Raw genomic sequence first — 24,966 nt, forward strand, 5'->3', positions numbered from 1 at the left:
AACCAAAAGGCAACAACGGAATCACTTGTTGGACGCCCTTTGCTCTGTCAGGATCGGCACTCAAATCGAGCTGGAGCTACGCCACCCGCCCCCGCGACCGAGGGGCTCCGGCGGAGGAGAGCGACATGCACAAGCCGGGCAATGCCACCCCGGACCGATTCCCGGCGCAGGACCGCTTCGCGGACGGCGCCCAGTACATCGCCGGCCGCCTGACCAAGGGCACCTCCGGCCGTACGCACACGGTCGTCGACCCGTCGACCGGCGAGGAGGTCCTCACCTACGAGCTGGCCGGACCCGAGGACGTGGACGCGGCCGTCGCCGCCGCCCGCGAGGCGTTCCCCGCCTGGTCCGCCGCCACCCCCGGCGACCGCTCCGACGCCCTGCACCGGCTGTCCTCCGTGCTCGCCGACCGTGCCGAGGACTTCGCCCGCGCCGAGTCCCTCCAGTGCGGCAAGCCGCTGAAGCTGACCCGCGAGTTCGACGTGCCGGGGACGATCGACAACACCTCCTTCTTCGCCGGCGCCGCACGGCACCTCCAGGGGCAGTCCGCCGGCGAGTACTCCGGCGACCACACCTCGTACGTCCGCCGTGAGCCCATCGGTGTCGTCGGCTCCATCGCGCCCTGGAACTACCCCCTCCAGATGGCCGCCTGGAAGATCCTCCCGGCGATCGCCGCGGGCAACACGATCGTCCTCAAGCCGGCCGAGCTGACCCCGCTGACCTCACTGCTGTTCGCGCAGGCCGTCACCGACGCCGGCATCCCGGACGGAGTCGTCAACATCATCACCGGCACGGGCAGGGAGGCGGGCGAGCACCTGGTCGGCCACCCCGACGTGGTGATGACGTCCTTCACCGGCTCCACCGCCGTCGGCAAGCGCGTCGCCGAGATCGCCACCGCCACCGTCAAGCGCCTCCACCTGGAGCTCGGCGGCAAGGCGCCCTTCGTCGTGTTCGACGACGCCGACCTGGAGGCCGCCGCCAACGGCGCGGTCGCGGGCGCGCTCATCAACACCGGCCAGGACTGCACCGCCGCCACGCGCGCGTACGTGCAGCGCCCGCTCTACGAGGCGTTCGTCGAGCGGACGGCCGCCTTGATGGAGACCGTCCGGCTCGGCGACCCCTTCGCCGGAGGCACCGACCTCGGCCCGCTCATCTCGCACGTCCAGCGCGACCGCGTCGCCGGTTTCGTCGACCGGGCGCGTGCCTACGCGCGCGTGGTGACCGGCGGCGAGGCCCCCGGCGGAGAACTGGAGAAGGGCGCCTACTACCGGCCCACCCTGATCGCCGACGCGGCCCAGGACAGCGAGGTCGTCCAGTCCGAGATCTTCGGCCCGGTCCTGGTGGTCCTGCCCTTCGACACCGACGACGAGGGCATCGCGCTCGCCAACGACACCCCGTACGGACTCGCCGCCTCCGCGTGGAGCCGCGACGTCTACCGCACCAACCGCGCCACCCGCGACATCAAGGCGGGCTGCGTGTGGATCAACGATCACATCCCGATCATCAGCGAGATGCCGCACGGCGGATACAAGGCATCCGGCTTCGGCAAGGACATGTCGGCGTACTCCTTCGAGGAGTACACCCAGATCAAGCACGTGATGTTCGACAACACGGCGGTGGCCAGGAAGGACTGGCACCGCACCATCTTCGGGGACCGGCTGTAGTTCGATTCCGGCTACCGCCGGGCGGGAAGACCGGCCGCCGACCACGGCCCCAACCTCGTCCCTCCTGAAAGGGCAGCAAGCGCATGGAGCAGTACGAGCCCGAACGCCTCTCCCCGGCCCAGGTGGCCGCCATGCGGCGCAGCTTCCGCAACGGGAGGGCCGCCCTCACCCGCCGTTCGCTGCTGCGCGCCTCCGCGGGCGGCGCGCTCGCGCTCGGCGGCGTCGGGGCACTGAGCGGCTGCGGGATCCCCGCGGCCGGCAAGACCCAGGGCGGCGTGTCCGCCGACGACCACTCGGCCACGGAGAAGACCGTCAACTTCTCCAACTGGACCGAGTACATCGACGTGGACGACAGCGGCAAGCACCACCCGACGCTGGACGCGTTCCGCAAACGGACCGGCATCACGGTCAAGTACACCGAGGACATCAACGACAACAACGAGTTCTTCGGCAAGATCAAGCCGCAGCTCGCCGCGGGCCAGGACACCGGCCGCGACATCATCGTCCTCACCGACTGGCTGGCCGCCCGGCTGATCCGCCTGGGGTGGGTCCAGAAACTGGACCCGTCCCATCTCCCGCACGCCTACGCCAACCTGTCGGCCCAGTTCCGCAACCCGGACTGGGATCCGGGACGCGCCTACTCCTACGTATGGCAGGGCATCTCGACCGTCATCGCCTACAACAAGAAGGCGCTCGACGGCGTCGAGGTGAAGTCGGTCTCCGACCTGCTCGACAACCCCAAGCTCAAGGGCCGGGTCGGCTTCCTGTCCGAGATGCGCGACAGCATCGGCATGACGCTGCTCGACATGGGCAAGGACCCGGCGAAGTTCACCGACGACGACTTCGACGCGGTCGTGGCCCGCATCCAGAAGGCCGTCGACAAGGGCCAGATCCGCCGCTTCACCGGCAACGACTACACGTCCGACCTCACCAAGGGCGACTTCGCGGCCTGTATCGCCTGGGCCGGTGACGTGGTCCAGCTCAAGGCGGACAGCCCCGACGTCGACTTCGTCATCCCGGACAGCGGCTACATGACGTCGACCGACAACATGCTGATCCCCAACAAGGCGCGCCACAAGACGAACGCCGAGCGGCTCATCGACTTCTACTACGAGCCCCAGCAGGCCGCCGACCTCGCCGCCTACATCAACTACGTGACGCCCGTCGACGGCGTGAAGCCCTATCTGGCGAAGATCGACAAGTCGGCGGCCGAGAACCCGCTGATCATTCCCGACCAGGCCATGGCCGCCAAGTCCCATGCCTTCCGCTCCCTGAGCGCGAAGGAAGAGACGGCCTACGAAGAGAAGTTCGCGAAGCTCACAGGGGCGTGACGACCATGAACACCACGGACAACAGCGGCGACGTCCGCCTCTCCGGAATCAGCAAGACCTACGGCGCCTTCACCGCCGTGCACCCGTTGGACCTGACCGTGCCGCAGGGCTCCTTCTTCGCCCTGCTCGGTGCCTCCGGCTGCGGCAAGACCACCACCCTCCGGATGATCGCGGGCCTGGAGGAGCCGAGCAGCGGGACCGTGTTCCTGGGCGACCAGGAGGTGACCCATCTGCCGCCCTACAAGCGGCCGGTGAACACCGTCTTCCAGTCCTACGCCCTCTTCCCGCACCTCGACATCTTCGAGAACGTCGCCTTCGGCCTGCGCCGGCGCGGCATCAAGTCGGTGAAGAAGCAGGTCGAGGACATGCTCGACCTGGTCCAACTCGGCGAGCAGGCACGCAAGAAGCCGCACCAGCTCTCCGGCGGCCAGCAGCAGCGCGTCGCCGTGGCCCGCGCCCTGATCAACACCCCGAAGGTGCTCCTGCTCGACGAGCCCCTCGGCGCCCTCGACCTCAAGCTGCGCCGCCAGATGCAGTTGGAGCTCAAGCGCATCCAGACCGAGGTCGGCATCACCTTCGTGCACGTCACGCACGACCAGGAGGAGGCCATGACCATGGCCGACACGGTCGCCGTGATGAACGCGGGCCGCGTCGAGCAACTCGGCTCGCCCACCGACCTCTACGAGAACCCCAACACCACGTTCGTCGCCAACTTCCTCGGCACCTCCAACCTGATCGAGGCCGAGGTCGACACCAAGAGCGGCGACGACATCGTCCTCAAGGCGGGCGGCGGCAAGCTCGTGCTGCCCGAGGCGCGCTGTTCGGCGCCGACCACCACCGGCGGCAAGGTACTGGTCGGCGTACGCCCCGAGAAGATCTCCCTCACCCACGCCGACGAGGCCGGCGAGATCCCCGAGGGCCGCAACCGCATCACGGGCAAGATCGTCGACTCCAGTTTCATCGGCGTCTCCACGCAGTACGTCATCGACAGCCCGGTCTGCCCCGAGTTCGAGGTCTACGCCCAGAACATCGACCGCGACGCCCGGCTGCGGCCCGGTGCCGAGGTCGTCCTGCACTGGAACCCGGCTCACACCTTCGGCCTCGACGCGGCCCAGGACATCGACGCCGGCGTCGACATCGAGGAGGAGGCCGCCTGATGGCCGCAGCCACCGAGGCGCCCCCTCTGGCGCCGGCCCCCGACAAGAAGCCGCCGCGCAAGCGGGGCCGCTGGACGCCGTACTGGCTCCTGCTGCCCGGTCTGCTCTGGCTGGTGGTCTTCTTCGCGCTGCCGATGATCTACCAGGCCTCCACCTCCGTGCAGACGGGCTCCCTGGAGGACGGCTACAAGGTCACCTGGCACTTCGCGACCTACTGGGACGCGCTGAGCGAGTACTGGCCGCAGTTCCTGCGCTCGGTCCTCTACGCCGCCGCCGCGACCGTGCTGTGTCTGCTGCTGGGCTATCCGCTGGCGTACCTCATCGCGTTCCGCGCGGGCCGCTGGCGGAACCTGATCATGATCCTGGTGATCGCGCCCTTCTTCACCAGCTTCCTGATCCGCACGCTCGCCTGGAAGACGATCCTCGCGGACAGCGGCCCGGTCGTCGGCGCCCTCAACACGCTGCACGTCCTGGACGTCACCAGCTGGCTCGGCTGGACCTCCGGCGACCGCGTGCTGGCCACCCCGCTCGCCGTCGTCTGCGGACTGACGTACAACTTCCTGCCGTTCATGGTGCTGCCGCTCTACACCTCGCTGGAACGCATCGACGGGCGGCTGCACGAGGCGGCCGGCGATCTGTACGCCAAGCCCTTCACGACCTTCCGCAAGGTGACCTTCCCGCTGTCGATGCCGGGCGTGGTCTCCGGAACGCTGCTGACGTTCATCCCGGCGGCCGGCGACTACGTGAACGCCGAACTCCTCGGCTCCACCGACACCCGCATGATCGGAAACGTCATCCAGACGCAGTTCCTGCGGATCCTGGACTATCCGACGGCCGCGGCCCTCTCCTTCATCCTCATGGCGGCGATTCTCCTCATGGTCACCATTTACATCCGCAGGTCCGGGACGGAGGATCTGGTCTGATGCCCGTCGTCACCTGGTTCAAGCGCCATCTCGTCGTCATCGCGGGACTTCTGACCCTCGGTTATCTGCTGCTGCCGAACGTCGTCGTCACGGTGTTCTCCTTCAACAAACCGAAGGGGCGCTTCAATTACGAATGGCAGCAGTTCTCCTTCGACGCCTGGAAAGACCCGTGCGGGGTCGCCGACATGTGCGGCTCGCTCTCGCTCAGCCTCCAGATCGCCTTCTGGGCGACCGTCGGCGCGACCGCGCTCGGCACGATGATCGCCTTCGCGCTGGTCCGCTACCGCTTCCGCGCGCGCGGCTCGGTGAACTCGCTGATCTTCCTGCCGATGGCGATGCCCGAGGTCGTCATGGCCGCCTCGCTGCTCACCCTGTTCCTCAACCTCGGTGCGCCGCTGGGCTTCTGGACGATCCTGATCGCGCACATCATGTTCTGCCTCAGCTTCGTCGTCGTCGCCGTCAAGGCACGTGTGATGTCGATGGACCCGCGCCTGGAACAGGCCGCCCAGGACCTCTACGCCGGCCCGGCGCAGACCTTCCTGCGCGTCACCCTGCCCATCGCGGCACCCGGAATCGCCGCGGGTGCGCTGCTTTCCTTCGCGCTCTCCTTCGACGATTTCATCATCACCAATTTCAACGCGGGCTCGACCGTCACCTTCCCCATGTTCGTCTGGGGTTCGGCACAGCGCGGAACACCCGTACAGATCAATGTCATCGGCACGGCCATGTTCCTGGTCGCCGTACTGTTGGTGCTGTTCTCCATGGTTCTCGGAAATCGCCGCAACAGGCAGAAGGCGTAAGCACAAAGCCCTTGTAGGGAGTTGAAATCATGGCCCCAAGCGCCATGAGCAAGTGGACGAAGTCGCTCTCCGACGCACAGCCGGTCCCGTACTGGCTCGAAGATCCCGGCAAGCCCCACCCCGAGCCCGCGCTCACCGGCGCCGAGACCTGCGATCTGCTGGTCGTCGGCGGCGGATACAGCGGACTGTGGACCGCGCTGATCGCCAAGGAGCGCGACCCGCGACGGGATGTCGTCCTGCTGGAAGGCCGCGAGGTGGGCTGGGCCGCCTCGGGCCGCAACGGCGGCTTCTGCGCCGCCTCCCTCACCCACGGCCTGCCCAACGGCCTCGCCCGCTGGCCCGAGGAGATCCACCGGCTGGAGAAGCTGGGCGCCCGCAACCTCGACGAGATCGAGAGCGCGGTCGTCCGGCACGGCATCGACTGCGACTTCGAGCGCACCGGCGAGATCGACGTGGCGACCGAGCCCTACCAGGCGGCCGAACTGCGCGACTGGTACGAGGAGATGGAGCGCGCGGGCCTCGCCGAGGGCGTCGAGTTCCTGGACGCCGAAGCGGTACGGCAACAAGTCGACTCACCGACCTTCCAGGCCGGCCTGTGGGATCGCGGGGGAGTGGCGATGCTCCACCCCGCCAAGCTGGCCTGGGGGTTGAAGCAGGCCTGCGTCCGGCTCGGGGTCCGCGTGTACGAGCACACCCCCGCCCTCGCCCTGAAGCCGTACGGCGCCGGCATGGCCGTACGCACCCCCTACGGCTCGGTCCGGGCCCGCAAGGTCGCGCTCGGCACCAACATCTTCCCGAACCTGGTCAAGCGCGTGCGGGCGTACACCGTCCCGGTCTACGACTACGCGCTGATGACCGAGCCGCTGAGCGACGAGCAGTTGGCGTCGATCGGCTGGAAGAACCGCCAGGGTCTCGGTGATTCGGCGAACCAGTTCCACTACTTCCGGCTCTCCGCCGACAACCGGATCCTGTGGGGCGGTTACGACGCGATCTACCCGTACGGCGGCCGGGTGCGCCGGGAGTACGACGACCGACCGGAGACGTACGCGAAGCTCGCGGGGCATTTCTTCACCTGCTTCCCGCAGTTGGAGGGCGTCCGCTTCTCGCACGCGTGGGGCGGCGCGATCGACACCTGCTCGCGCTTCTCGGCGTTCTTCGGCACCGCGCACCGGGGGAACGTGGCGTACGCGGCCGGGTACACGGGTCTCGGCGTCGGCGCCACCCGCTTCGGCGCCGACGTGATGCTCGACCTGCTGGACGGAGAGGACACCGAGCGGACCCGCCTGGAGATGGTCCGCAGGAAGCCGTTGCCGTTCCCGCCCGAGCCGTTCGCCTGGACGGGCATCGCCCTCACCAAGTGGTCGCTGGCCCGCGCGGACACCCGCGACGGCCGGCGCAACCTCTGGCTGCGCACCATGGACCGGCTTGGCCTGGGCTTCGACAGCTGAACGCCGCTTTCGCGAGGTGTGATCCGGTTCACTCCAACGGGGTGCCGGAACCCGCGTAATGGTCCCCGGAAGACCTCCCTCTCTCTCGTGACGCGACCAGCGTCCACGACACAGAGGGAGGTCGTCTCATGACTGGGGCGAAGACGGCGGTCGACTGGCTGGCATCGGTGGCACCCGACCCCGAGGCTTGCCGCTGGGAATGGGAACGCAATCCGCTGGGGGTGGCCCTGCTGCCCGCCGGCAAGGCGTGGGACGTACTGATCCTGCCGGGCGAACTCGGCTATCCCACGCTCGACGTGCTCACCCGGGTGCTGGACCAACCCGGTCCTGTGCTCGTCGACTTCGGCGACAACCGGATGGGCTTCTTCGTGCCGCCCGGGACGGCCGCCCGCTGGCTCGGCACCGGGATCCGCACGGCGGGCGCCGGCACCTGGATCGTCGTGCCCTACCCGGGCCGTGCCACCGGAGGAGTCCGCTGGCTGGTCCCGCCGGACGGCTCGGGCACGCTCACCGATCCGGCCCTGCTCGAACTCGCCATGCACGAGGCGGCGGCCGGGCTGGCCACCGACGACGGCAGCCCATGAGGACGGGCGATGACAGTGGGCGATGAACGCGGGTAGCGGCAGGAGGTCTTGACAACAGGATTGGTCTGGACCAAATTGAGCGCGCTCCACCCCTCCAATTCCCCCATGTCCGGAGGCCCTTGTGGACCGCTTCAGACCCTTCCTCGCCCTGCTCACGGCCACCCTGCTGGCCGTGCCCGGTATCACCGCGCTCTCGTCGGCCGCCCGTGCGGCCGACGCGGACCTGGCGAAGAACGGAGGCTTCGAGTCCGGCCTCGACAGCTGGACCTGTTCGGCCGCCACGACGGTGAAATCGCCCGTGCACAGCGGGAGTTCCGCGCTGCAGGCAACCCCGGCCGGCAGCGACTACGCCCAGTGTGCGCAGACGGTGACCGTCCAGCCGAACTCCCAGTACACGCTGAGCGGTTACGTCCGCGGCTCCTACGTCTATCTCGGTGCGAACGGCACCGGCACCACCGACGTCTCCACCTGGACCCAGTCCGCCCCCGACTGGCAGAAGCTCACCACGACCTTCACCACCGGCGCCGCCACCACCAAGGTCACTCTGTACACCCATGGTTGGTACGGCACCGGCGCCTACTACGCCGACGACATCTCCCTCATCGGCCCCGGCGGCAGCACCGGCCAGCCGCCCGCCACCCCGACCGGCCTGAAGACCGGCACGATCACCTCGTCCTCCGTCGGCCTGTCCTGGACGGCCGCCACCGGCGCCACCAGCTACGCGATCTATCGCAACGGCACCAAGGTCCAGACGGCGACCGGCACTTCGGCCACCGTGACCGGCCTGACCGCGGCCACCGCGTACAGCTTCCAGGTCACCGCGAGCAACGACGCCGGCGAGTCGGCGAAGTCGGCCGCGGTGACCGCGACGACCAGCACGGGCACAGGCGGCACCCCGGGCCTGCCCACCCACGCCCTCGTCGGCTATCTCCACGCCAGCTTCGCCAACGGCGCCGGCTACACGCGCCTGGCCGACGTGCCCGACAGCTGGGACGTCATCGACCTGGCCTTCGGCGAGCCGACCTCCACCACCTCGGGCGACATCCGCTTCAACCGCTGCCCGGTGACGGAGTGCGCGAACGTCGAGTCGGACGCCGACTTCAAGGCGGCGATCAAGGCCAAGCAGGCGGCGGGCAAGAAGGTGCTGATCTCGATAGGCGGCGCGAACGGCCAGGTCCAACTGACCACGACGGCAGCCCGAGACACCTTCGTCTCGTCCGTCTCGAACATCATCGACACCTACGGCCTGGACGGACTGGACATCGACTTCGAGGGCCACTCGCTCTCCCTGAACGCGAGCGACACGGACTTCAAGAACCCGACGACCCCCGTGATCGTCAACCTGATCTCGGCCCTGAAGACCCTGAAGGCCAAGTACGGAACCAAGTTCGTGCTCTCGATGGCCCCGGAGACCTTCTTCGTGCAGATGGGCTACCAGTTCTACGGCACCGGCAAGTTCGGCGGCCAGGACCCGCGCTGCGGCGCGTACCTCCCGGTCATCTACGCCCTGCGCGACGACCTCACCCTGCTCCACGTCCAGGACTACAACTCGGGCCCGATCATGGGCCTCGACAACCAGTACCACTCCATGGGCGGCGCCGACTTCCACATCGCCATGACCGACATGCTGCTCACGGGCTTCCCGGTGGCCGGTGACGCGAACAACGTCTTCCCGGCCCTGCGCCCCGACCAGATAGCCATCGGCATGCCGGCGTCGACGAACGCGGGCAACGGCTACGTCTCCCCGTCCGAGGTCAACAAGTCCCTGGACTGCCTGACGAAGAAGACCAACTGCGGCTCGTACACCACCCACGGCACCTGGCCCGCCCTGCGCGGCCTGATGACCTGGTCGGTCAACTGGGACCGGTACTCGAACTGGGAGTTCCAGCGGAACTTCGACGCGTACTTCCCCTGAGCGAACCGAGCGGACTGGGCCGGCCGAGCACCAGGGTCAGCGCGGTCAGCAGAACCGTTCCGAGGCACCAACTGGCCACCACGTCCAGTGGCCAGTGGTAGCCCCGGCGGACCAGGCCGAAGGCGACGGCGAGGTTGAGGACGGCGGCTGCGACGACCACCGCCCGGCGGGCGTTCGCCGAGCGGAGCCAGGGGAGGAGGAGCAGGGTCGCGGTGCCGTACGCGACCATCGCCGTCGCGGTGTGGCCGGAGGGGTAGTAGCCGGTGGCGGGCGGTACGGCCGGGGTCCCGGGGCGGTCGATCAGTTCCTTGAGGGGTACGACCAGCACCGGGACCAGCATCATCAGGACGGCTCCGGCGAGCGGCGGCAGCCACCAGCGGTCCGTACCTGTGGCACGACCTCGCCAGGCGACGTAGGCCAGGGCGACGGCGAGCACGGGGACCGCGATCTGGAAGTTGCCGAGGTCGGCGAGGAGTTCGGAGGCGCGGTCCGGATGGACGAGGGCCCGGCTGATCCGTTCGTCCGCGCGCAGCAGGGGGCCGTTGGCCACGACCTGCCAGGTGATCAGCGCGAAGAGGAGGGCGGGAAGCCCGAGGAGAAGTACGAAGGAGAGAGAGGAGGTCGGCCACCCCGGAACAGGGGGGGTGGTTCCGGGGTGGCCGTCCGGATCGGATCGACGCCCACCCCGGGGGGTTTGGGGCGGGCGACTGTCCGATCGGTGAGGAGATCCGGAGCCGGAGGCTCCGGGTGTGTGCGCGAGGGCACGACCAGGTCGAAGCTGGGGAGGCCCCGTCCTGAAATCGCCCACAGTCCCCTGTGGGCGGGGTGTATCTCTCATCTGGAATGAACCTACGGCAGTGGAGTGAGCGAAGACAGGCGGAATCGAGTCCCGCCATGCACCTCGCACACCTTCTTCACACGCTCTGCCGGTGGGCATCCCCGGTGCGTCCCTAGATGCGGGTGAAGGCCTGCTCGATGATGTCGAGGCCCTCGTTCAGGAGGTCCTCGCCGATGACCAGCGGGGGCAGGAAACGGAGGACGTTGCCGTAGGTGCCACAGGTCAGGACCACCAGACCTTCCTGGTGGCAGGCCTTGGCCAGCGCCGCGGTCGCCTCCGGGTTCGGCTCCTTGGTCGTCCGGTCCTTGACGAGTTCGACGGCGATCATCGCGCCGCGCCCGCGCACGTCACCGATGATGTCGAACTTCTCCGCCATCGCGGCCAGACGGGGCTTCATGACCGCCTCGATGTGCTTGGCCCGGGCGTTGAGGTCCAGCTCCCTCATCGTCTCGATGGCACCGAGCGCACCGGCGCAGGCCACCGGGTTGCCGCCGTAGGTGCCGCCGAGGCCGCCGGCGTGCGCGGCGTCCATGATCTCGGCGCGGCCGGTCACCGCGGCCAGCGGGAGCCCGCCCGCGATGCCCTTCGCCGTGGTGATCAGGTCGGGCACGATGCCCTCGTCCTCACAGGCGAACCACTGACCGGTACGGCAGAAGCCGGACTGGATCTCGTCGGCCACGAAGACGATGCCGTTGTCCTTGGCGAACTTGCTCAGCGCCGGCAGGAAGCCCTTGGCCGGCTCGATGAAGCCGCCCTCGCCGAGCACCGGCTCGATGATGATCGCGGCGACGTTGTCCGCGCCCACCTGCTTGCTGATCTGGTCGACGGCCTGCGCGGCCGCCTCCGCACCGGCGTTCTCGGCCCCGGTCGGCCAGCGGTAGCCGTACGCCACCGGCACCCGGTAGACCTCGGGCGCGAACGGCCCGAAACCGTTCTTGTACGGCATGTTCTTCGAGGTCAGCGCCATCGTCAGGTTCGTACGCCCGTGGTACCCGTGGTCGAACACCACCACGGCCTGCCGCTTGGTGTACGCCCGCGCGATCTTGACGGCGTTCTCGACGGCCTCGGCGCCCGAGTTGAACAGCGCCGACTTCTTGGCGTGGTCGCCCGGGGTCAGCTCGGCCAGCGCCTCCGCGACCTCCACGTACCCCTCGTAGGGCGTGACCATGAAACAGGTGTGGGTGAAGTCGGCGAGCTGCGCGCTCGCGCGCCGTACGACGGCCTCGGCGGAGGCGCCGACGGAGGTCACCGCGATGCCGGAACCGAAGTCGATCAGCCGGTTCCCGTCGACGTCCTCGATGATCCCGCCGCCGGCCCGCACGGTGAAGACGGGCAGCACCGAGCCCACGCCCTGCGCGACCGCGGCGAGCCGGCGGGCCTGCAGTTCCTGCGACTTCGGGCCGGGGATGGCGGTGACTACGCGGCGCTCCTGCGGAAGTGCGGTCATGAGGGGCTCCTGGGGGTGTTGCGGCCAAACGGACTGTTGGCTTCGGCTGTGGCGTCGGCTGTGACTTTTCCTTTTCTCGCAGGCTAGGACGGGGCATGGGGGGTGGGCATGCTCCATGTGGGCGTTTTCGGTGCCGCCGGTTGTCCACCGTGGACATGGCCCACTCCGGGAGTGCTGGGACGGCCCGGCCGCGCAATCGGTGAACTCCCCTTGCGGGCGCGTTAGATTGACCGCTGAAGGTGGACGGAACGGCTGGTCGGGAAGCGAGAGCGATGGACAGCGACGGGACGCAGGACACGCGGGGTACGCAGGCGAATCCCGTGCCGCGCCCGGCGGGGCCGCCCCGGATCCCGCCGCGGCCCGCCGACGCCCCCGGCGCGCCGCCACGCCCGGACGGCTCGGCCTTCCTGACCTGGCTGCGGACGGCGCGCCCGGAGACGTTGCCCGGGGTCTGGCGGTTCGGACACCGGCCGCGGCCCGAGGAGGAGCCCGAGCGGATCCCGGGCCGCCAGCTGATCAGCGGCGCACTGATCGCCTTCCTGGTCGGCTGGCTGATCTGGTCGCTGCTGTGGAACGGCTACGTCGGCGGCTGGTGGCTGCTCCCGCTCTACGCGATGATCCCGGACTCCTGGGCCTCGCCGCACAGCTTCGCCTCCGTCGTGGTCGTCTACGCCTACTACGTGCTGATCGCCCTGATCATCATGATCGGCGTGGGCCGGCTCGGCCGCTGGGCGGAGATCTGGCGCCGCTACGGCCCGCCCGCCTGGAACCGCTCCGCGACCCCCCGCACCGAACGCCCCCCGGCCCCCGAGCAGGACCTCGCCGAATGGCCCCAGCTGCGGGCCGCCGGGGCCGTGGACGCCGCCGAGCGGCTGACGACCGAGGCGCGGTCCGGGCTGATGCGGGACGTCGACCACGCCCGGATCACCCGGGCCTGGCAGGGCGTGCGCAGCGGCCGGCACACCCTCGCCGCCTTCACGGGTGCCGTCCTGAAGGACGGCTCCGCCGCCTGTCTGCACCCCTCCGGCGAACGTGACCTGCCGACCCGGCTGGCCCGCCACGACCTGCTGACCGGACAGGTACGGCTCGGCACCACCGCCGACGACCCCCGCAACCCCTACGCCTACCGCGGCGCGGGCCTCGGCCTCGACCCCGACCTCCTGGGCACCTCCCTCCTCGCCGTCGGACCGGCCGGCTCCGGCAAGACCGGGACCCTGGTCCGCCCGCTCGCCGAGTCGCTGTGCCTGCACGCGTTGGCCGGCCGCGCCGCGGTGGTCGTGGTCGGCGCGGCGGGCGCGGGGCTCGGACCGGTCGACGCGTACGACGTCGTCGTACGGATCGGGAATCCGGAATCCGTCTACGACCTGGACCTGTACGGCGGCACCGCGGACCCGGACGAGGCTGCGGCCGTGCTCGCCGAGGCGCTGGTCGGGGACCTCGCCGATCCGCACCCGGGCAACGACAGCCGGCGCTCCACGACCGTCCTGGCCCAACTCCTCGGCCCCTTCCGGGCCGTGCACGGCCGCTTCCCGTCCGTGCCGGAACTGCGGCAGCTGCTGGACGGCGCGCCCGGCCCGCTGGACACCCTGCGCAAGGCGTTGCAGGGCTCGGGACAGGAGTCGCTGATCCGCGAACTGGACGCGCGGGAGCGACAGTTGGCGCATCCCGGCGATGTGGCGCCGGTGCTCGCGGACCGGGTGGCGCTGCTGGACCGGCCCGCCTTCGCCGGGTTCTTCGACACGTCCGGGCAGACACGGCCGTTCTCGCTCAAGGCGCTCGACCACCCCGTACGGGTCCGCATCGACCTGCCCGAGCGCGGGCACGCGGACGCCTCGCGGATGCTGGCGCGGCTGGTGCTCGCGCAGTTCACGGCGAGTGTGTCGGCGCGGGAGGACCGGTCGCTGTTCGCCTGTCTGGTGCTGGACGACGCGTCGGGCGTGGTGACCCCGGAGGCCATCCGCGGCATCCAGCGGCTGCGGTCGGCGAACGCCGGTGTCGTCCTCACCCTGCGCACCCTGGACGACGTACCCAGGCCCCTGCGCAACCCCCTGCTCGGCGCCGTCGGCTGCCGGATGGCACTCGCCGGGCTCACCCCCTGGGACGGGCAGGACTTCGCCGAGGTCTGGGGCAAGGAGTGGACCGAGGCACGGGACGTCACCGACCGGCAGATCATCGCCGAGACCCCCGCGGGCAAGGCCCTGCACATGGTCCGCCGCGTGATCACCGGCAAGGCCCCGACTCAGCGCGCGGTCACCGTCCGCCAGGTCGAGCGGGAGCGCTGGTCGGCGTCCGAGCTGGCCCACGGCGTACCGGCGGGCCACGCGGTCCTCTCCCTGACGAACGTGAAGGGCGAACACGCGCCACCGCTCCTGGTGGACCTCCGGAGCTGAGGCACGCGGCGGGACCGTACGGTGAGGCAGAATCGGTAGAGGTCGTTCATACGAAGCGGCCAAGTGATCAGCTCGGGTCATCCGATCTCTCCATCCGATTCACCTCACCGCACGTCACCGCACCTCGCTCCCGCCCGCCGACCTGAAGGCCCCATGCGCCCCACCCTCGCCTCGCTCGTCCATCACTCCGCGCTCAAGCTGACCGTGCGCGCGGGCGAGGACCGCCTGGACGTGCCCGTCCGCTGGGTGCACGCCAGCGAGCTGGCCGACCCGGTGCCCTACATGGAGGGCGGCGAGCTCCTCCTGATCACCGCGCTGAAGCTGGACGCGGAGGACCCGGAGGCGATGCGCCGGTACGTGAAGCGGCTGGCCGAGGCGGGCGTGGCCGGACTCGGCTTCGCCGTGGGCGTCCACTACGAGGACATCCCCGCGGCCCTGGTCGACGCGGCGGAGCAGGAGGGCCTGCCCCTCCTGGAGGTCCCGCGCCGCACCCCCTTCCTCGCCATCAGCAAGGCGGTCTCCGCGGCCATCGCCGCCGACCAGTACCGCGCGGTGACGGCGGGCTTCGCCGCCCAGCGCGAACTGACCAGACAGACCCTGGCCAACGGCCCCGAGGGACTCCTTGCCGCGCTCGCCACTCAGGTGGACGGCTGGGCGGCGCTCTACGACGCCTCGGGCGCCGTGGTCGCCGCGGCACCGGAGTGGGCGGGCCGCCGAGCCGCGCGCCTCACGCCCGACGTGGAGCGACTGCGGGAACGACCGGCCCCCGCGTCCTCGGTGGTGGGCGGCCCGGAGAACGAGGACCGCGTCGAGCTGCACTCGCTCGGCACGGGCCGCAGACCGCGAGCGGCTCTGGCGGTCGGCACGGCAGCCGCCCTGGGCACGGCGGAACGCTACGCGGTCCACTCGGCCATCGCCCTCCTCACCCTCACCACGGAACGCTCCCGCTCCCTCCAGGACGCCGAACAGCGCATCGACGCGGCGGTCCTGCGCCTGCTCCTGGCCGGCGAACCGGACCACGCCCGCACGGTCGCCGGCGACCTCTACGGCACCCTCCTCGACGCCCCCTTCCGCATCGTCGTGGCCGAATCATCCTCGGCGTCGGCCGCACTCGCCGAGGCCGTGGAGTCCGCCGCCGCCCGCGCGGGGGAGTCGGTGCTGGTGGTGCCCGAGGGCGGGCGCCTGGTCGTCCTGGCCGCGGACGAGGGTGCCGCGGTCGCCGCGTGCCGGGAGTACACGTCGGCGCTGGAGGCGGCCCGGACGGGCGCGGTGGGCGACCAGCCCGTCGGCGACGAGACCGAACCGGTCGTCGGCCTGTCCGCCCCGGTGGGCCCGATCGCGGCGGCCGCGGCGTACAAACAGGCCGAACAGGCGCTGTCGGTGGCGAGACGCCGGGGCCGGATCTCGGTGGAACACGAACAACTGGCGGCGGGATCCGTCCTCCCGCTCCTGGCCGACGACGCGGTGAAGGCCTTCGCCGACGGCCTCCTCCGCCCCCTCCAGGAACATGACGCGACAGGCCGAGGCGACCTGGTCGCCTCCTTGCGGGCCTGGCTCTCCCGCCACGGCCAATGGGACGCGGCAGCGGCCGACCTGGGCGTCCACCGCCATACGCTGCGCTATCGCATGCGCAGGGTGGAGGAGATCCTGGGCCGCTCCTTGGACGACCCGGACGTGCGGATGGAGCTGTGGCTGGCCTTGAAGGCAGGCAATTAAGCCCCTCCGGCGTTTGAGGAGCGGGGTCCGGGGCGGAGCCCCAGCGGGGTCGAAGGGGCAGAGCCCCTGGAGGATGGGACGGGTAGGGGCGGCGGGGGCGAAAAAATCATCCGCACCCCCACTAGGCCAATCCGGCGCACAGCCGCCCCCCACCCCTACACCCCGGACAAACGCCGCCCCACCCCCACCGCCCTACGGTGGACCCGAATGACGCGAATACCCCATGCACCCCCGACGGAAGGGCCGGACCCCGCAATGACTTCCCCCACCGCCTTCTGGCTCGCCGGCCGCCAGGTCACCGGCGATGACACCTTCGACGTGACCTCCCCCTGGGACGGCCGCCTGGTGGCAAAGGTCGCCGTCCCGACGGACGCCCAGGTGGAAGAGGCCGTCTCCGCCGCGCACGCGATCCGCGAGGACTTCGCGGCGACCCCGGCCCACCTCCGAGCCACCGCCCTGGACCACGTGAGCCGCCGCCTGGCAGAACGCACGGAAGAGATCGCCCAGTTGATCTCCGCCGAGAACGGCAAGCCCATCAAGTGGGCCCGAGGCGAAGTCGGCCGCGCGGTCTCGGTCTTCCGTTTCGCCGCGGAAGAGGCCCGCCGCTTCAACGCCGGCGAGGCGCAACGCCTCGACACCGACCTCGGCGGCCAGGGCCGTCTCGCCCTCACCCGCCGCTTCCCCAAGGGCGTCGTCCTCGGCATCGCGCCCTTCAACTTCCCCCTGAACCTGTGCGCCCACAAGATCGCCCCGGCGATCGCGGCCGGCGTGCCGATCATCCTCAAGCCGGCCCCCGCCACCCCGCTCTCGGGTCTGATCATCGGCGACCTGCTCGCCGAGACCGACCTGCCCGCCGGCTCCTGGTCGATCCTCCCGGTCGCCAACGACAGGATGCCCGCGCTGGTCCAGGACGAGCGCCTGCCGGTCATCTCGTTCACCGGTTCCGAGAAGGTCGGCTACGCGATCATGGACTCGGTGCCGCGCAAGCACTGCACTCTGGAGCTGGGCGGCAACGGCGCGGCCGTCGTCCTCGCCGACTACGCGAGCGACGCCGACCTCGACTGGGCCGCGACCCGCATCGCGACCTTCTCCAACTACCAGGGCGGCCAGTCCTGCATCTCGGTGCAGCGGGTCATCGCGGACGCCTCGGTCTACGACCGGCTGCTGCCGCGCATCGTCGCCGCCGTCGAGGCCCAGGTCACCGGCGACCCCGCCGACGACAAGACCGACGTCGGCCCGCTGGTCAGCGAGGATGCCGCGAAGCGGGTCGAGTCCTGGGTCGACGAGGCCGTCTCGGCCGGCGCCACCCTGCTCGCCGGCGGCAAGCGCGACGGCGCCTCCTACGCGCCGACGGTCCTCACCGACGTACCGGCCGACACGACGATCTCCTGCGAGGAGGTCTTCGGACCGGTGCTGACCGTGACGAAGGTGGACGGCGAGGCCGCCGCCTTCGCCGCCGCCAACGACTCCAAGTACGGCCTCCAGGCAGGGGTGTTCACCCACGACGTGCAGGTCGCCTTCCGCGCCCACCGCGCGCTGGAGGTCGGCGGCGTGATCATCGGCGACGTCCCGTCCTACCGCGCCGACCAGATGCCGTACGGCGGCGCCAAGCAGTCGGGCGTCGGCCGCGAGGGCGTGAAGTTCGCGATGGACGACTACACGTACGAGCGGGTGCTGGTGCTGACGGGCCTCGCGCTCTGACCGCACCTCTCTAGCTAATGGGAACCATTTTCATATAGTCTCCTCGAAGGGGCCCGGCACCGATGCCTTCCGGTGCCGGGCCCCTTCTCCGCGTCGGCCCGCCCCGGACCCTCAACCGGAGAAGCCGACGTGCGCGAGCCGCAAGGGCCCACGCAGTCTGAGGTGTACGTCGTGCACGCCCTCGGCGACGATGCCGGCACCGAGGACGGTGTAGTCGTACGGCCCCGACGTGGCCGTGGGCAGGGCGAGTTCGGCGAGTGCCGGACCGCCGTCGAGGGACAGTTCGACCGCCCCCTCGCCCGCCACCCGCACAGTCACCTCCGTGACGCCGGCTCCGAAGTCGCAGTCCCGGTAGACCAGTTCACCGCCGCCGCCGTCCGCCGGCGTCACCGCGTCCCCCGACACCTTCGTACGGTCGACGATCGCGATCCCGCTCTGCTCGTCGAAGTCGGCGGCGGAGAGCCCCCGTTGGAGCACGCGGCGCGGACCGCCGGGGTCGCCGTCCGGCACAACCGTCGTCCGGAGGCGGACGTCCTCGCTGGAGGCGCCGGCCAACACCTCGTACGGGCCCGGCTCCAGACGCCACCCGCTGCCCTTCACGTCCCAGAACTCGAAGGCGGAGAGCGGGACTTCGAAGGACAGGTCCGCCCGGGCGCCCGGCGCCAGCGTGACCCGGCGGTGCGCGAGCAGCTCACGGCGCGGACGCGGCACCGACGGTTCCACGGCCCGCGTGTACAGCTGCGCGACCTCGTCGGCGGTGACGTCACCGGTGTTGGTGACCGTGAAGGAGACGTGCGCCGACCCGTCCTCGACCCGCACGGCGAGGTCGGCGTAGGCGAAGGACGCGTACGACAGTCCGTGGCCGAAGGGGAACAGGGGCGTCCCCTCGAAGTAGAGGTACGTCTGCCGGCCGCCGATCACGTCGTAGTCGAGCAGGTCGGGCAGGTCGCCGTCGCTCGCGTACCAGGTCTGCGGCAGGCGCCCGGCGGGGGAGACCTCGCCGGACAGGACGCGGGCCAGCGCGGTGCCGGCCGCCTGGCCGCCGTGGGCCGTCCACAGCACGGCCGGCAGGGTCGCGGCCCGGACGGTGTACGGGTACGCGGAGACCAGCGCCAGCACCGTGCGCGGATTGGTGGCGCGGGCCGCGCGCAGCAGGCGTTCCTGCTGGGCGGGGAGGCGGAGGGTCGTACGGTCCTCGGTCTCGCGGCCGTTGATGTGCGGGTCGTTGCCCGCCACGACCACGACGACGTCGGCCTGTGCCGCGACCCGCCGCACCGCCTCCTCGCCGCGCTCGACGAAGACCGGCTCGAACACCTCCGCCCCCGACTCGGCAACCTTCACGCCGTCGGCGGCGACACAGACATGGCGACCTGTACCGATGTGCAGCAGGAGGTGACCGTTCTCGTGGGGTTCAAGGCGGAACGTCTCCTGGACCACCCAGCCGCCGGGCTGGTCGGTGGAGGCGCGGAGGTAGCCGTCCTCGGCCACCGAGAGGTAGCGGCCGTCGGGGGCGCGGAGCGTGAGGACGCCCTCTCCCCAGTCGACGAGCGCGAGTTCGGTGCCGGCGGGGTCGGTGGTGAGCGGGGGCAGGTCGGTGCGGCCGGCCAGCAGCGCCGGGTCCAACGCGCCCTCGGCGCCGCGCACTTCGTCGGCCACCTCCACCAACGGCACCTGGAGGAAGTCGCCCTGGGAGGTCCGCAGCCGCACCCGGTCCACGCCCTCCGCGAACTCCACACGCTCGGCGCCGAACTGCTCGTACAGCCCCTCCAGCGGAGTGGAACGGTGGATGAGGGTGCCGCTGTACCAGTCGAGCTTGCACTCGTCGGCGAGCAGGCCGACGACCGCGATCCGGGTGTCGGCGGCGAGCGGCAGCAGGCCGTCGTTCCTGAGCAGCACGACGGCCTGCTCGGCGGCCTCCTGGGCGAGGGCGCGGTGCGCGGGGGTGTCGAAGTCGGCGGCCCCGGCGTACGGGTCGTAGCGCGGGTCGAACTCGCCCAGCCGGAAGCGTACGGAGAGCTGGCGGCGGACGGCCGTATCGATGTCCGCGTCCGTCAACAGCCCTTGCTCGTACGCCCTCTTGATCCGCGAGGTGATCCGCGAGGCGTCCGTGCCATGGTCGGTGAAGCTGTCGACGCCGGCGCTCAGCGCGGCGGCCGTCGCCTCCTCGTGGGTGTCGAAGTAGTGCTCGGAATCGACCAGGTTGGAGGGCGCCCCCGCGTCCGAACAGACCAGCAGCTCCTCGTCGGTCCAGGCGCGCAGGTGCTCGCGCAGGTACGGGGAGACGTGGTTGGGGCGGCCGTTGACCAGGTTGTACGCCGGCATCACCCCGGCGACCGCGCCCGCCTCGACCGTCTCGCGGAAGGCCCGCAGGTCGTACTCGTGCAGGACGCGCGGGCGGACCGAGGAGGACGTGACGTCGCGGCCCGTCTCGTTGTTGTGCGCGAGCCAGTGCTTGAGGACCGGTGCCGTGCGCCAGTACGTCGGGTGGTCGCCGCGCAGGCCGCGCGTGTACGCGGTGGCGATGGCCGAGGTGAGCTTCGGGTCCTCCGAGTAGCCCTCCTCGTTACGGCCCCACAGCGGATGGCGCAGCAGGTTCACCGTCGGCGCCCAGACGTTGAGGCCGACGCGGTCGTCGCGGGCGCGCATGGCCCGCGCCTCCTGGGCGACGGCCTCGCCGACGCGGCGCACCAGCTCCGGGTTCCAGGTCGCGCCGAGGCCTACGGCCTGCGGGAACACCGTCGCCGGGCCCATCCACGCGACTCCGTGCAGGGCCTCCTGGCCGGTGCGGAAGGCGGCGATGCCCAGGCGCTCGACGGCGGGCGCGAACTGGTGCAGGAAGGAGATCCGCTCGTCGAGCGTCAGCCGCTCCAACAGATCGTCGATGCGCTTCGCGAACGGCAGCTGCGGATCGCGGAACGGCGGCGTGGACGGCGTCTGTTCGGTCACGTGGGGTTCCCCTTGCGATGGAGCGGCGGAACGCTTTCGAAGCGCTTCGATGCTCATTCGACGGACCGGTGGGTGTCAAGGGATGCTCACCGCCATTTCAAGCAGCGCATACCAAGAGGTCGCCCCTGATAGCTCGGAGGAATCTTGGGGGCGACCCTTGTGCACCCCAGGGTGTTCACTTAACCTCGCAGCAACATCGAAGCGCTTCGACAAGTTCGCCAAGTGCTCTGTTCCACTCAAGACACCGCAGCCGACGGCCCACCGCCGGGTGTCCTGGTGCGCCATGAAGGGTTGACGCAATGACGCCGAACGCCTCCGCCCCCAGCCGGAGAAGTTTCCTCGCCTCCACGGCGGTCGCCGCCGCAGCGGTGGCGGGAGGAATGCCGCTGCTCGCCGCGTGCGGTGGTTCGGACAGCGGGTCGAACGGGGGTTCGTCGTCGGGCAAGGGCGTCAAGAAGCTGCTCCCGGCGTACGTGGCCGGCAACGTGGTGACCCCCGACATCCCCGCGAAGAACGGCTCCGCGCTCGGTTTCACCGCGAAGCTCGACCTCGCGGGCCTGAAGACCTCGGTCCCCAAGAAGCTCGGCAAGGGCGGCAAGGTCTCCATCATGTCGCCGTTCTGGGGCTCGCCGCCGAAGTCGGACAACGCCTACTACAAGGCGATGAACGCCCTGATCGGCGTCGACGTCGAGTGGCAGAACCAGGACGGCAACACCTACGACCAGAAGCTCGGCGCGGTCCTCGCCTCCAGCGACATCCCCGACGTCGTGGTCATCCCCGGCTGGAACATGGGCGGCAAGATACCCAGCGCGATCGTCGGCAAGTTCGCCGATCTGGGCCCCTATCTCTCCGGGGACAAGATCAAGGAGTACCCGAACCTCGCGGCGATCCCGACGGACGCCTGGCAGCGCTCGGTCTTCGGCGGCAAACTCCGCGGCCTGCCGCAGCCGTCCCCGTACGTCACCGGCATCGTGCCCCTGTACCGCAAGGACATCTTCGACAAGGAGGGGTACCAAGTCCCCACCTCCGCCGACGAGTTCATGGCCCTGGCCAAGGAGATCACCAACGCCAAGGCCAAGCGGTGGGCCTGCCTCGACATGAAGTGGACCGCCTTCCAGGCCTTCGGTGTCCTCTCGGGCAGCGAGAAGCCGCTCGGCTGGAACCTCGTCGACGGCAAGCTGGTCTACCGCGTCGAGACCCCCGAGTACCTCGAAGCGCTGGAGTGGACCCGCAAGCTCTTCGCCGCCGGATACGTCCACCCGGACGCCAAGTTGGGCAAGAGCGCGGCCACCGACCCGGGACCCAAGTTCGCGGCCGGCGAGTTCCTCATCTACGCCAACAACATCTCGCAGTGGTGGAGCCGCACCGCCGAACAGGCCACCCAGAACCCCGAGTACAAGATCTGGGGCATGGACATCTTCGGCCACGACGGCGGCGACCCGACCCTCTGGGCCGAACAGCCCGCCGGGATCTTCGCCTTCATCAGCAAGAAGGCCTCCGAGTCCGTGATCCGTGACGTGCTGGCCGTCGCCAACGTCACCGCCGCGCCGTACGGCACCAAGGAGTACATGCTCACCAACTACGGCGTGGAGGGCACCCACTACACCGTCAAGGACGGCGTGCCCACCAAGACCGACCAGGGCAACAACGAGGTCCTGAACGCCTACGTGATGGTCGCCAGCCCCGCCGCCACGATCGCCCACCCCGACTTCCCCGACGTCGCCAAGGCGCAGGTCGAGTGGCAGCAGCGGATGGGCGCCTTCACCAAGAAGTCCACCTTCTACGGCCAGCAGATCACCGAGCCCAGCCGGTACACCAACCTCTCCAACGACTTCGAGCAGTTGGAGGACGACATCACCCGCGGCCGCAAGAAGATCAGCGACATGCAGCAGGCCGTCTCCGACTGGAAGAGCAAGGGCGGCGACAGACTGCGCGACTGGTACCAGAAGTTGCTCGACGACAACGGCACCGCGGCGAGCTGACCGGCACCGAGGCAAGGAGAACGGCCGTGTCCCACAGCACGGTGCCTCGGAGCAGGACCGAGGCCGACACGACGGGGAAGACCCCGGTGGCGTCCGGCGGCGCCACCGGCACCCGGCAGAAACGTCCCGGCGGAAAGCTGAGCCTGCGGCTCAGGTTCCGACGCGACCGCGTCCTGCTCCTGATGACACTGCCGGCGCTGCTGCTGATCCTGGTCTTCAACTACCTGCCGATCCTCGGCAACATCGTCGCCTTCCAGGACTACGACCCCTACGTCAGCGACAACGGCATCGTCTCGATGCTGCACAGCCCCTGGGTCGGCTTCGACAACTTCCAGCTGATCTTCCAGGACTCGGCCTTCTGGAGCGCCGTACGGAACACACTGGTCCTCTTCTTCCTCCAGCTGATCCTCTTCTTCCCCATCCCGATCCTGCTCGCGCTGCTCATCAACAGCGTGGTCAGGCCCCGGGTCCGGGCGCTCTCGCAGGCGATCCTCTACCTGCCGCACTTCTTCTCCTGGGTGCTGGTCATCGCCGTCTTCCAGCAACTGCTCGGCGGGGCGGGCCTGTTCTCGCAACTCCTGCGCCAGCACGGCTACGACGGCCTCGACGTCATGACCGACCCCAACACGTTCAAGTTCCTGATCACCGCGCAGAGCGTGTGGAAGGACGCCGGCTGGGGGATCATCGTCTTCCTCGCCGCGCTGTCCTCCGTCAGCCCGGACCTGTACGAGGCCGCCGCGATGGACGGCGCCGGGCGCTGGCGCCGCATGTGGCACGTCACGCTGCCCGCGCTGCGGCCGGTGATCGCGCTGCTGCTGGTGCTGCGGGTGGGCGACGCGCTGACGGTCGGCTTCGAACAGATACTCCTCCAACGCGACGCCGTGGGCCCTGGAGCGGCGGAGGTCCTCGACACCTTCGTCTGGTGGAACGGCGTCCGCAACCAGGACTTCGGCTACGCGGCCGCCGCCGGACTCGTCAAGGGTGTGATCAGCCTCGGCCTGGTCCTCGCCGCGAACAAAGTGGCCCATCTCATGGGCGAGCAGGGGGTGTACAAGAAGTGACCGCCGTCATCGACAAGGCCGTGCAGCCGGTCAAGTCCGCACGACAGCCCGGTCGTTGGGCCGCGCCGCCCCGGCCGACCTGGGAGGAGGAACCCAGCAGGGCCGGCCTCGCGGGCAAGGGACTCGTCCTCACCCTCGCCTGCCTCGGCATCCTCTTCCCGCTCTGGATCGTCCTCGTCACCAGCCTCTCCTCGCGCAGGACCATCGACGAGGCCGGCGGCCTGGTCATGGTGCCCAAGGGCATCACCTTCGTCGCGTACAGGGAACTCCTCAGCGGCGGCCAGGTCACCCGTGCGGCGATCATCAGCATCCTCGTCACGCTCGTCGGCACGGTGTTCTCGATGACGGTGTCGGTGCTGTGCGCGTACGGGCTCTCGCGGATCGGGTCGCTCGGGCACCGGTGGCTGCTGATGATCCTCCTCGCCACGATGTTCTTCAGCGCCGGGATGATTCCCACGTACCTGCTGGTGCAGTCGCTCGGTCTCACCGACAGCTATCTCGCGCTGATCCTGCCGAGTGCGCTCAGCGTGTTCAACATCCTTGTGCTGCGCGGGTTCTTCATGGGGATCTCGCAGGAACTCACCGACAGCGCGCGGATCGACGGGGCCGGGGATTTCCGGATCCTGTGGCAGATCGTGATGCCGTTGTCCCGGGCGGTGCTGGCGGTCATCACGCTCTTCTACGCCGTCGGGTACTGGAGTGCCTGGTTCAACGCGTCCCTGTATCTCAACGACCAGAACATGATGCCGCTGCAGAACGTCATGATCCAGCTGGTGCAGAAGCAGGAGGCGCCGGTGGGGTTGGGGCAGGCGATCAAGACCGGGGAACTGTCCGGGCTCGCTGTTCAGATGGCGGTGATGGTGATGGCTCTGCTGCCGGTGGCTGTGTTGTCGCCGTTCGTCCAGAAGCATTTCAAGAAGGGCATGTTGACCGGTGCGGTGAAGGGGTGACGGTCCGCCTACTGGGTGGGTTGGTTTCTGTTTGATGGCGGCCGCGGGTATTTCGTGGCTGGTCGCGCAGTTCCCCGCGCCCCTGGAGGTAGCTCCCCTGATCCTCATTTCCT

17 protein-coding genes are annotated in these 24,966 nt (G+C 69.9%); 14 read left to right on the top strand and 3 right to left on the bottom strand.

Annotated elements, in window-relative coordinates:
• Positions 1-125: 125 nt before the first annotated feature.
• From ACIP6U_RS27605 to ACIP6U_RS27640, 8 genes are all read left to right on the top strand, one after another.
• Positions 126-1,664, top strand: a complete 1,539-nt coding sequence (locus ACIP6U_RS27605) for a gamma-aminobutyraldehyde dehydrogenase (protein WP_401722962.1) — start codon at positions 126-128, stop codon at positions 1,662-1,664.
• 83 nt (positions 1,665-1,747) lie between these two features.
• Positions 1,748-2,995, top strand: coding sequence for a spermidine/putrescine ABC transporter substrate-binding protein (locus tag ACIP6U_RS27610; protein ID WP_401722963.1), 1,248 nt, complete (start codon positions 1,748-1,750; stop codon positions 2,993-2,995).
• Positions 2,992-4,152, top strand: coding sequence for an ABC transporter ATP-binding protein (locus tag ACIP6U_RS27615; protein ID WP_401722965.1), 1,161 nt, complete (start codon positions 2,992-2,994; stop codon positions 4,150-4,152). Before ACIP6U_RS27610 ends, ACIP6U_RS27615 begins: the two co-directional genes overlap by 4 nt.
• Positions 4,152-5,075, top strand: a complete 924-nt coding sequence (locus ACIP6U_RS27620) for an ABC transporter permease (RefSeq protein WP_401722967.1) — start codon at positions 4,152-4,154, stop codon at positions 5,073-5,075. Before ACIP6U_RS27615 ends, ACIP6U_RS27620 begins: the two co-directional genes overlap by 1 nt.
• Positions 5,075-5,875 carry an ABC transporter permease gene (locus ACIP6U_RS27625; RefSeq protein ID WP_401722970.1) on the top strand — a complete coding sequence of 267 codons (801 nt, stop codon included), beginning with the start codon at positions 5,075-5,077 and terminating at the stop codon, positions 5,873-5,875. The genes ACIP6U_RS27620 and ACIP6U_RS27625 overlap by 1 nt, the downstream gene beginning before the upstream one ends.
• 29 nt (positions 5,876-5,904) lie before the next feature.
• Positions 5,905-7,323, top strand: coding sequence for an NAD(P)/FAD-dependent oxidoreductase (locus ACIP6U_RS27630; protein WP_401722972.1), 1,419 nt, complete (start codon positions 5,905-5,907; stop codon positions 7,321-7,323).
• A 128-nt stretch (positions 7,324-7,451) separates the two neighbouring features.
• A complete protein-coding gene (locus ACIP6U_RS27635; protein WP_401722975.1) occupies positions 7,452-7,907 on the top strand; it encodes a hypothetical protein in 456 nt (151 codons plus the stop codon).
• A 121-nt stretch (positions 7,908-8,028) separates the two neighbouring features.
• On the top strand, positions 8,029-9,822 hold the full coding sequence (locus ACIP6U_RS27640) for a chitinase (RefSeq protein ID WP_401722977.1): 1,794 nt from the start codon (positions 8,029-8,031) through the stop codon (positions 9,820-9,822).
• Here the strand turns inward: ACIP6U_RS27640 and ACIP6U_RS27645 are convergent.
• Complete coding sequence (locus ACIP6U_RS27645; RefSeq protein WP_401723122.1) at positions 9,761-10,390, bottom strand: phosphatase PAP2 family protein; 630 nt, start codon at positions 10,388-10,390, stop codon at positions 9,761-9,763. The genes ACIP6U_RS27640 and ACIP6U_RS27645 overlap by 62 nt on opposite strands.
• Before the next feature lie 382 nt (positions 10,391-10,772).
• A complete protein-coding gene (gene gabT / locus ACIP6U_RS27650; protein ID WP_401722979.1) occupies positions 10,773-12,107 on the bottom strand; it encodes a 4-aminobutyrate--2-oxoglutarate transaminase in 1,335 nt (444 codons plus the stop codon).
• 272 nt (positions 12,108-12,379) lie between these two features.
• Here gabT and ACIP6U_RS27655 point away from each other — a divergent pair, with 272 nt between their 5' ends.
• From ACIP6U_RS27655 to ACIP6U_RS27665, 3 genes are all read left to right on the top strand, one after another.
• Positions 12,380-14,497: an ATP-binding protein gene (locus ACIP6U_RS27655; RefSeq protein WP_401722982.1), complete on the top strand. Its 2,118-nt coding sequence runs from the start codon at positions 12,380-12,382 to the stop codon at positions 14,495-14,497.
• Between the two features lie 153 nt (positions 14,498-14,650).
• Entirely contained in the window at positions 14,651-16,213 is a 1,563-nt protein-coding gene (locus ACIP6U_RS27660; protein WP_401722985.1) for a PucR family transcriptional regulator, read from the top strand.
• Between the two features lie 255 nt (positions 16,214-16,468).
• On the top strand, positions 16,469-17,914 hold the full coding sequence (locus ACIP6U_RS27665) for an aldehyde dehydrogenase family protein (protein ID WP_401722988.1): 1,446 nt from the start codon (positions 16,469-16,471) through the stop codon (positions 17,912-17,914).
• A 111-nt stretch (positions 17,915-18,025) separates the two neighbouring features.
• On the opposite strand, the gene ACIP6U_RS27670 is transcribed toward ACIP6U_RS27665, so the two are convergent.
• Positions 18,026-20,860: a glycoside hydrolase family 3 C-terminal domain-containing protein gene (locus tag ACIP6U_RS27670; protein WP_401722991.1), complete on the bottom strand. Its 2,835-nt coding sequence runs from the start codon at positions 20,858-20,860 to the stop codon at positions 18,026-18,028.
• Positions 20,861-21,159: 299 nt separating this feature from the next.
• Here ACIP6U_RS27670 and ACIP6U_RS27675 point away from each other — a divergent pair, with 299 nt between their 5' ends.
• Genes ACIP6U_RS27675 through ACIP6U_RS27685 form a run of 3 tightly spaced genes read left to right on the top strand, consistent with a single transcriptional unit; the run spans position 21,160 to position 24,853 of the window.
• On the top strand, positions 21,160-22,842 hold the full coding sequence (locus ACIP6U_RS27675; protein ID WP_401722994.1) for an extracellular solute-binding protein: 1,683 nt from the start codon (positions 21,160-21,162) through the stop codon (positions 22,840-22,842).
• Between the two features lie 26 nt (positions 22,843-22,868).
• Entirely contained in the window at positions 22,869-23,903 is a 1,035-nt protein-coding gene (locus ACIP6U_RS27680) for an ABC transporter permease (protein WP_401722997.1), read from the top strand.
• Positions 23,900-24,853: a carbohydrate ABC transporter permease gene (locus tag ACIP6U_RS27685; RefSeq protein WP_401722999.1), complete on the top strand. Its 954-nt coding sequence runs from the start codon at positions 23,900-23,902 to the stop codon at positions 24,851-24,853. Before ACIP6U_RS27680 ends, ACIP6U_RS27685 begins: the two co-directional genes overlap by 4 nt.
• Positions 24,854-24,966: the final 113 nt, after the last annotated feature.

Origin of the sequence: Streptomyces sp. NPDC088794 (genome assembly GCF_044750545.1) — a bacterium.
Taxonomy (GTDB): domain Bacteria; phylum Actinomycetota; class Actinomycetes; order Streptomycetales; family Streptomycetaceae; genus Streptomyces.

What these genes read in the sequence shown, in the direction of transcription:
- ACIP6U_RS27605 (WP_401722962.1), top strand. Translation starts at nt 126, where the DNA reads ATGCACAAGCCGGGCAATGCCACCCCGGACCGATTCCCGGCGCAGGAC.
- ACIP6U_RS27610 (WP_401722963.1), top strand. Translation starts at nt 1,748, where the DNA reads ATGGAGCAGTACGAGCCCGAACGCCTCTCCCCGGCCCAGGTGGCCGCC.
- ACIP6U_RS27620 (WP_401722967.1), top strand. Translation starts at nt 4,152, where the DNA reads ATGGCCGCAGCCACCGAGGCGCCCCCTCTGGCGCCGGCCCCCGACAAG.
- ACIP6U_RS27625 (WP_401722970.1), top strand. Translation starts at nt 5,075, where the DNA reads ATGCCCGTCGTCACCTGGTTCAAGCGCCATCTCGTCGTCATCGCGGGA.
- ACIP6U_RS27630 (WP_401722972.1), top strand. Translation starts at nt 5,905, where the DNA reads ATGGCCCCAAGCGCCATGAGCAAGTGGACGAAGTCGCTCTCCGACGCA.
- ACIP6U_RS27635 (WP_401722975.1), top strand. Translation starts at nt 7,452, where the DNA reads ATGACTGGGGCGAAGACGGCGGTCGACTGGCTGGCATCGGTGGCACCC.
- gabT (WP_401722979.1), bottom strand. Translation starts at nt 12,107, where the DNA reads ATGACCGCACTTCCGCAGGAGCGCCGCGTAGTCACCGCCATCCCCGGC.
- ACIP6U_RS27655 (WP_401722982.1), top strand. Translation starts at nt 12,380, where the DNA reads ATGGACAGCGACGGGACGCAGGACACGCGGGGTACGCAGGCGAATCCC.
- ACIP6U_RS27660 (WP_401722985.1), top strand. Translation starts at nt 14,651, where the DNA reads ATGCGCCCCACCCTCGCCTCGCTCGTCCATCACTCCGCGCTCAAGCTG.
- ACIP6U_RS27665 (WP_401722988.1), top strand. Translation starts at nt 16,469, where the DNA reads ATGACTTCCCCCACCGCCTTCTGGCTCGCCGGCCGCCAGGTCACCGGC.
- ACIP6U_RS27675 (WP_401722994.1), top strand. Translation starts at nt 21,160, where the DNA reads ATGACGCCGAACGCCTCCGCCCCCAGCCGGAGAAGTTTCCTCGCCTCC.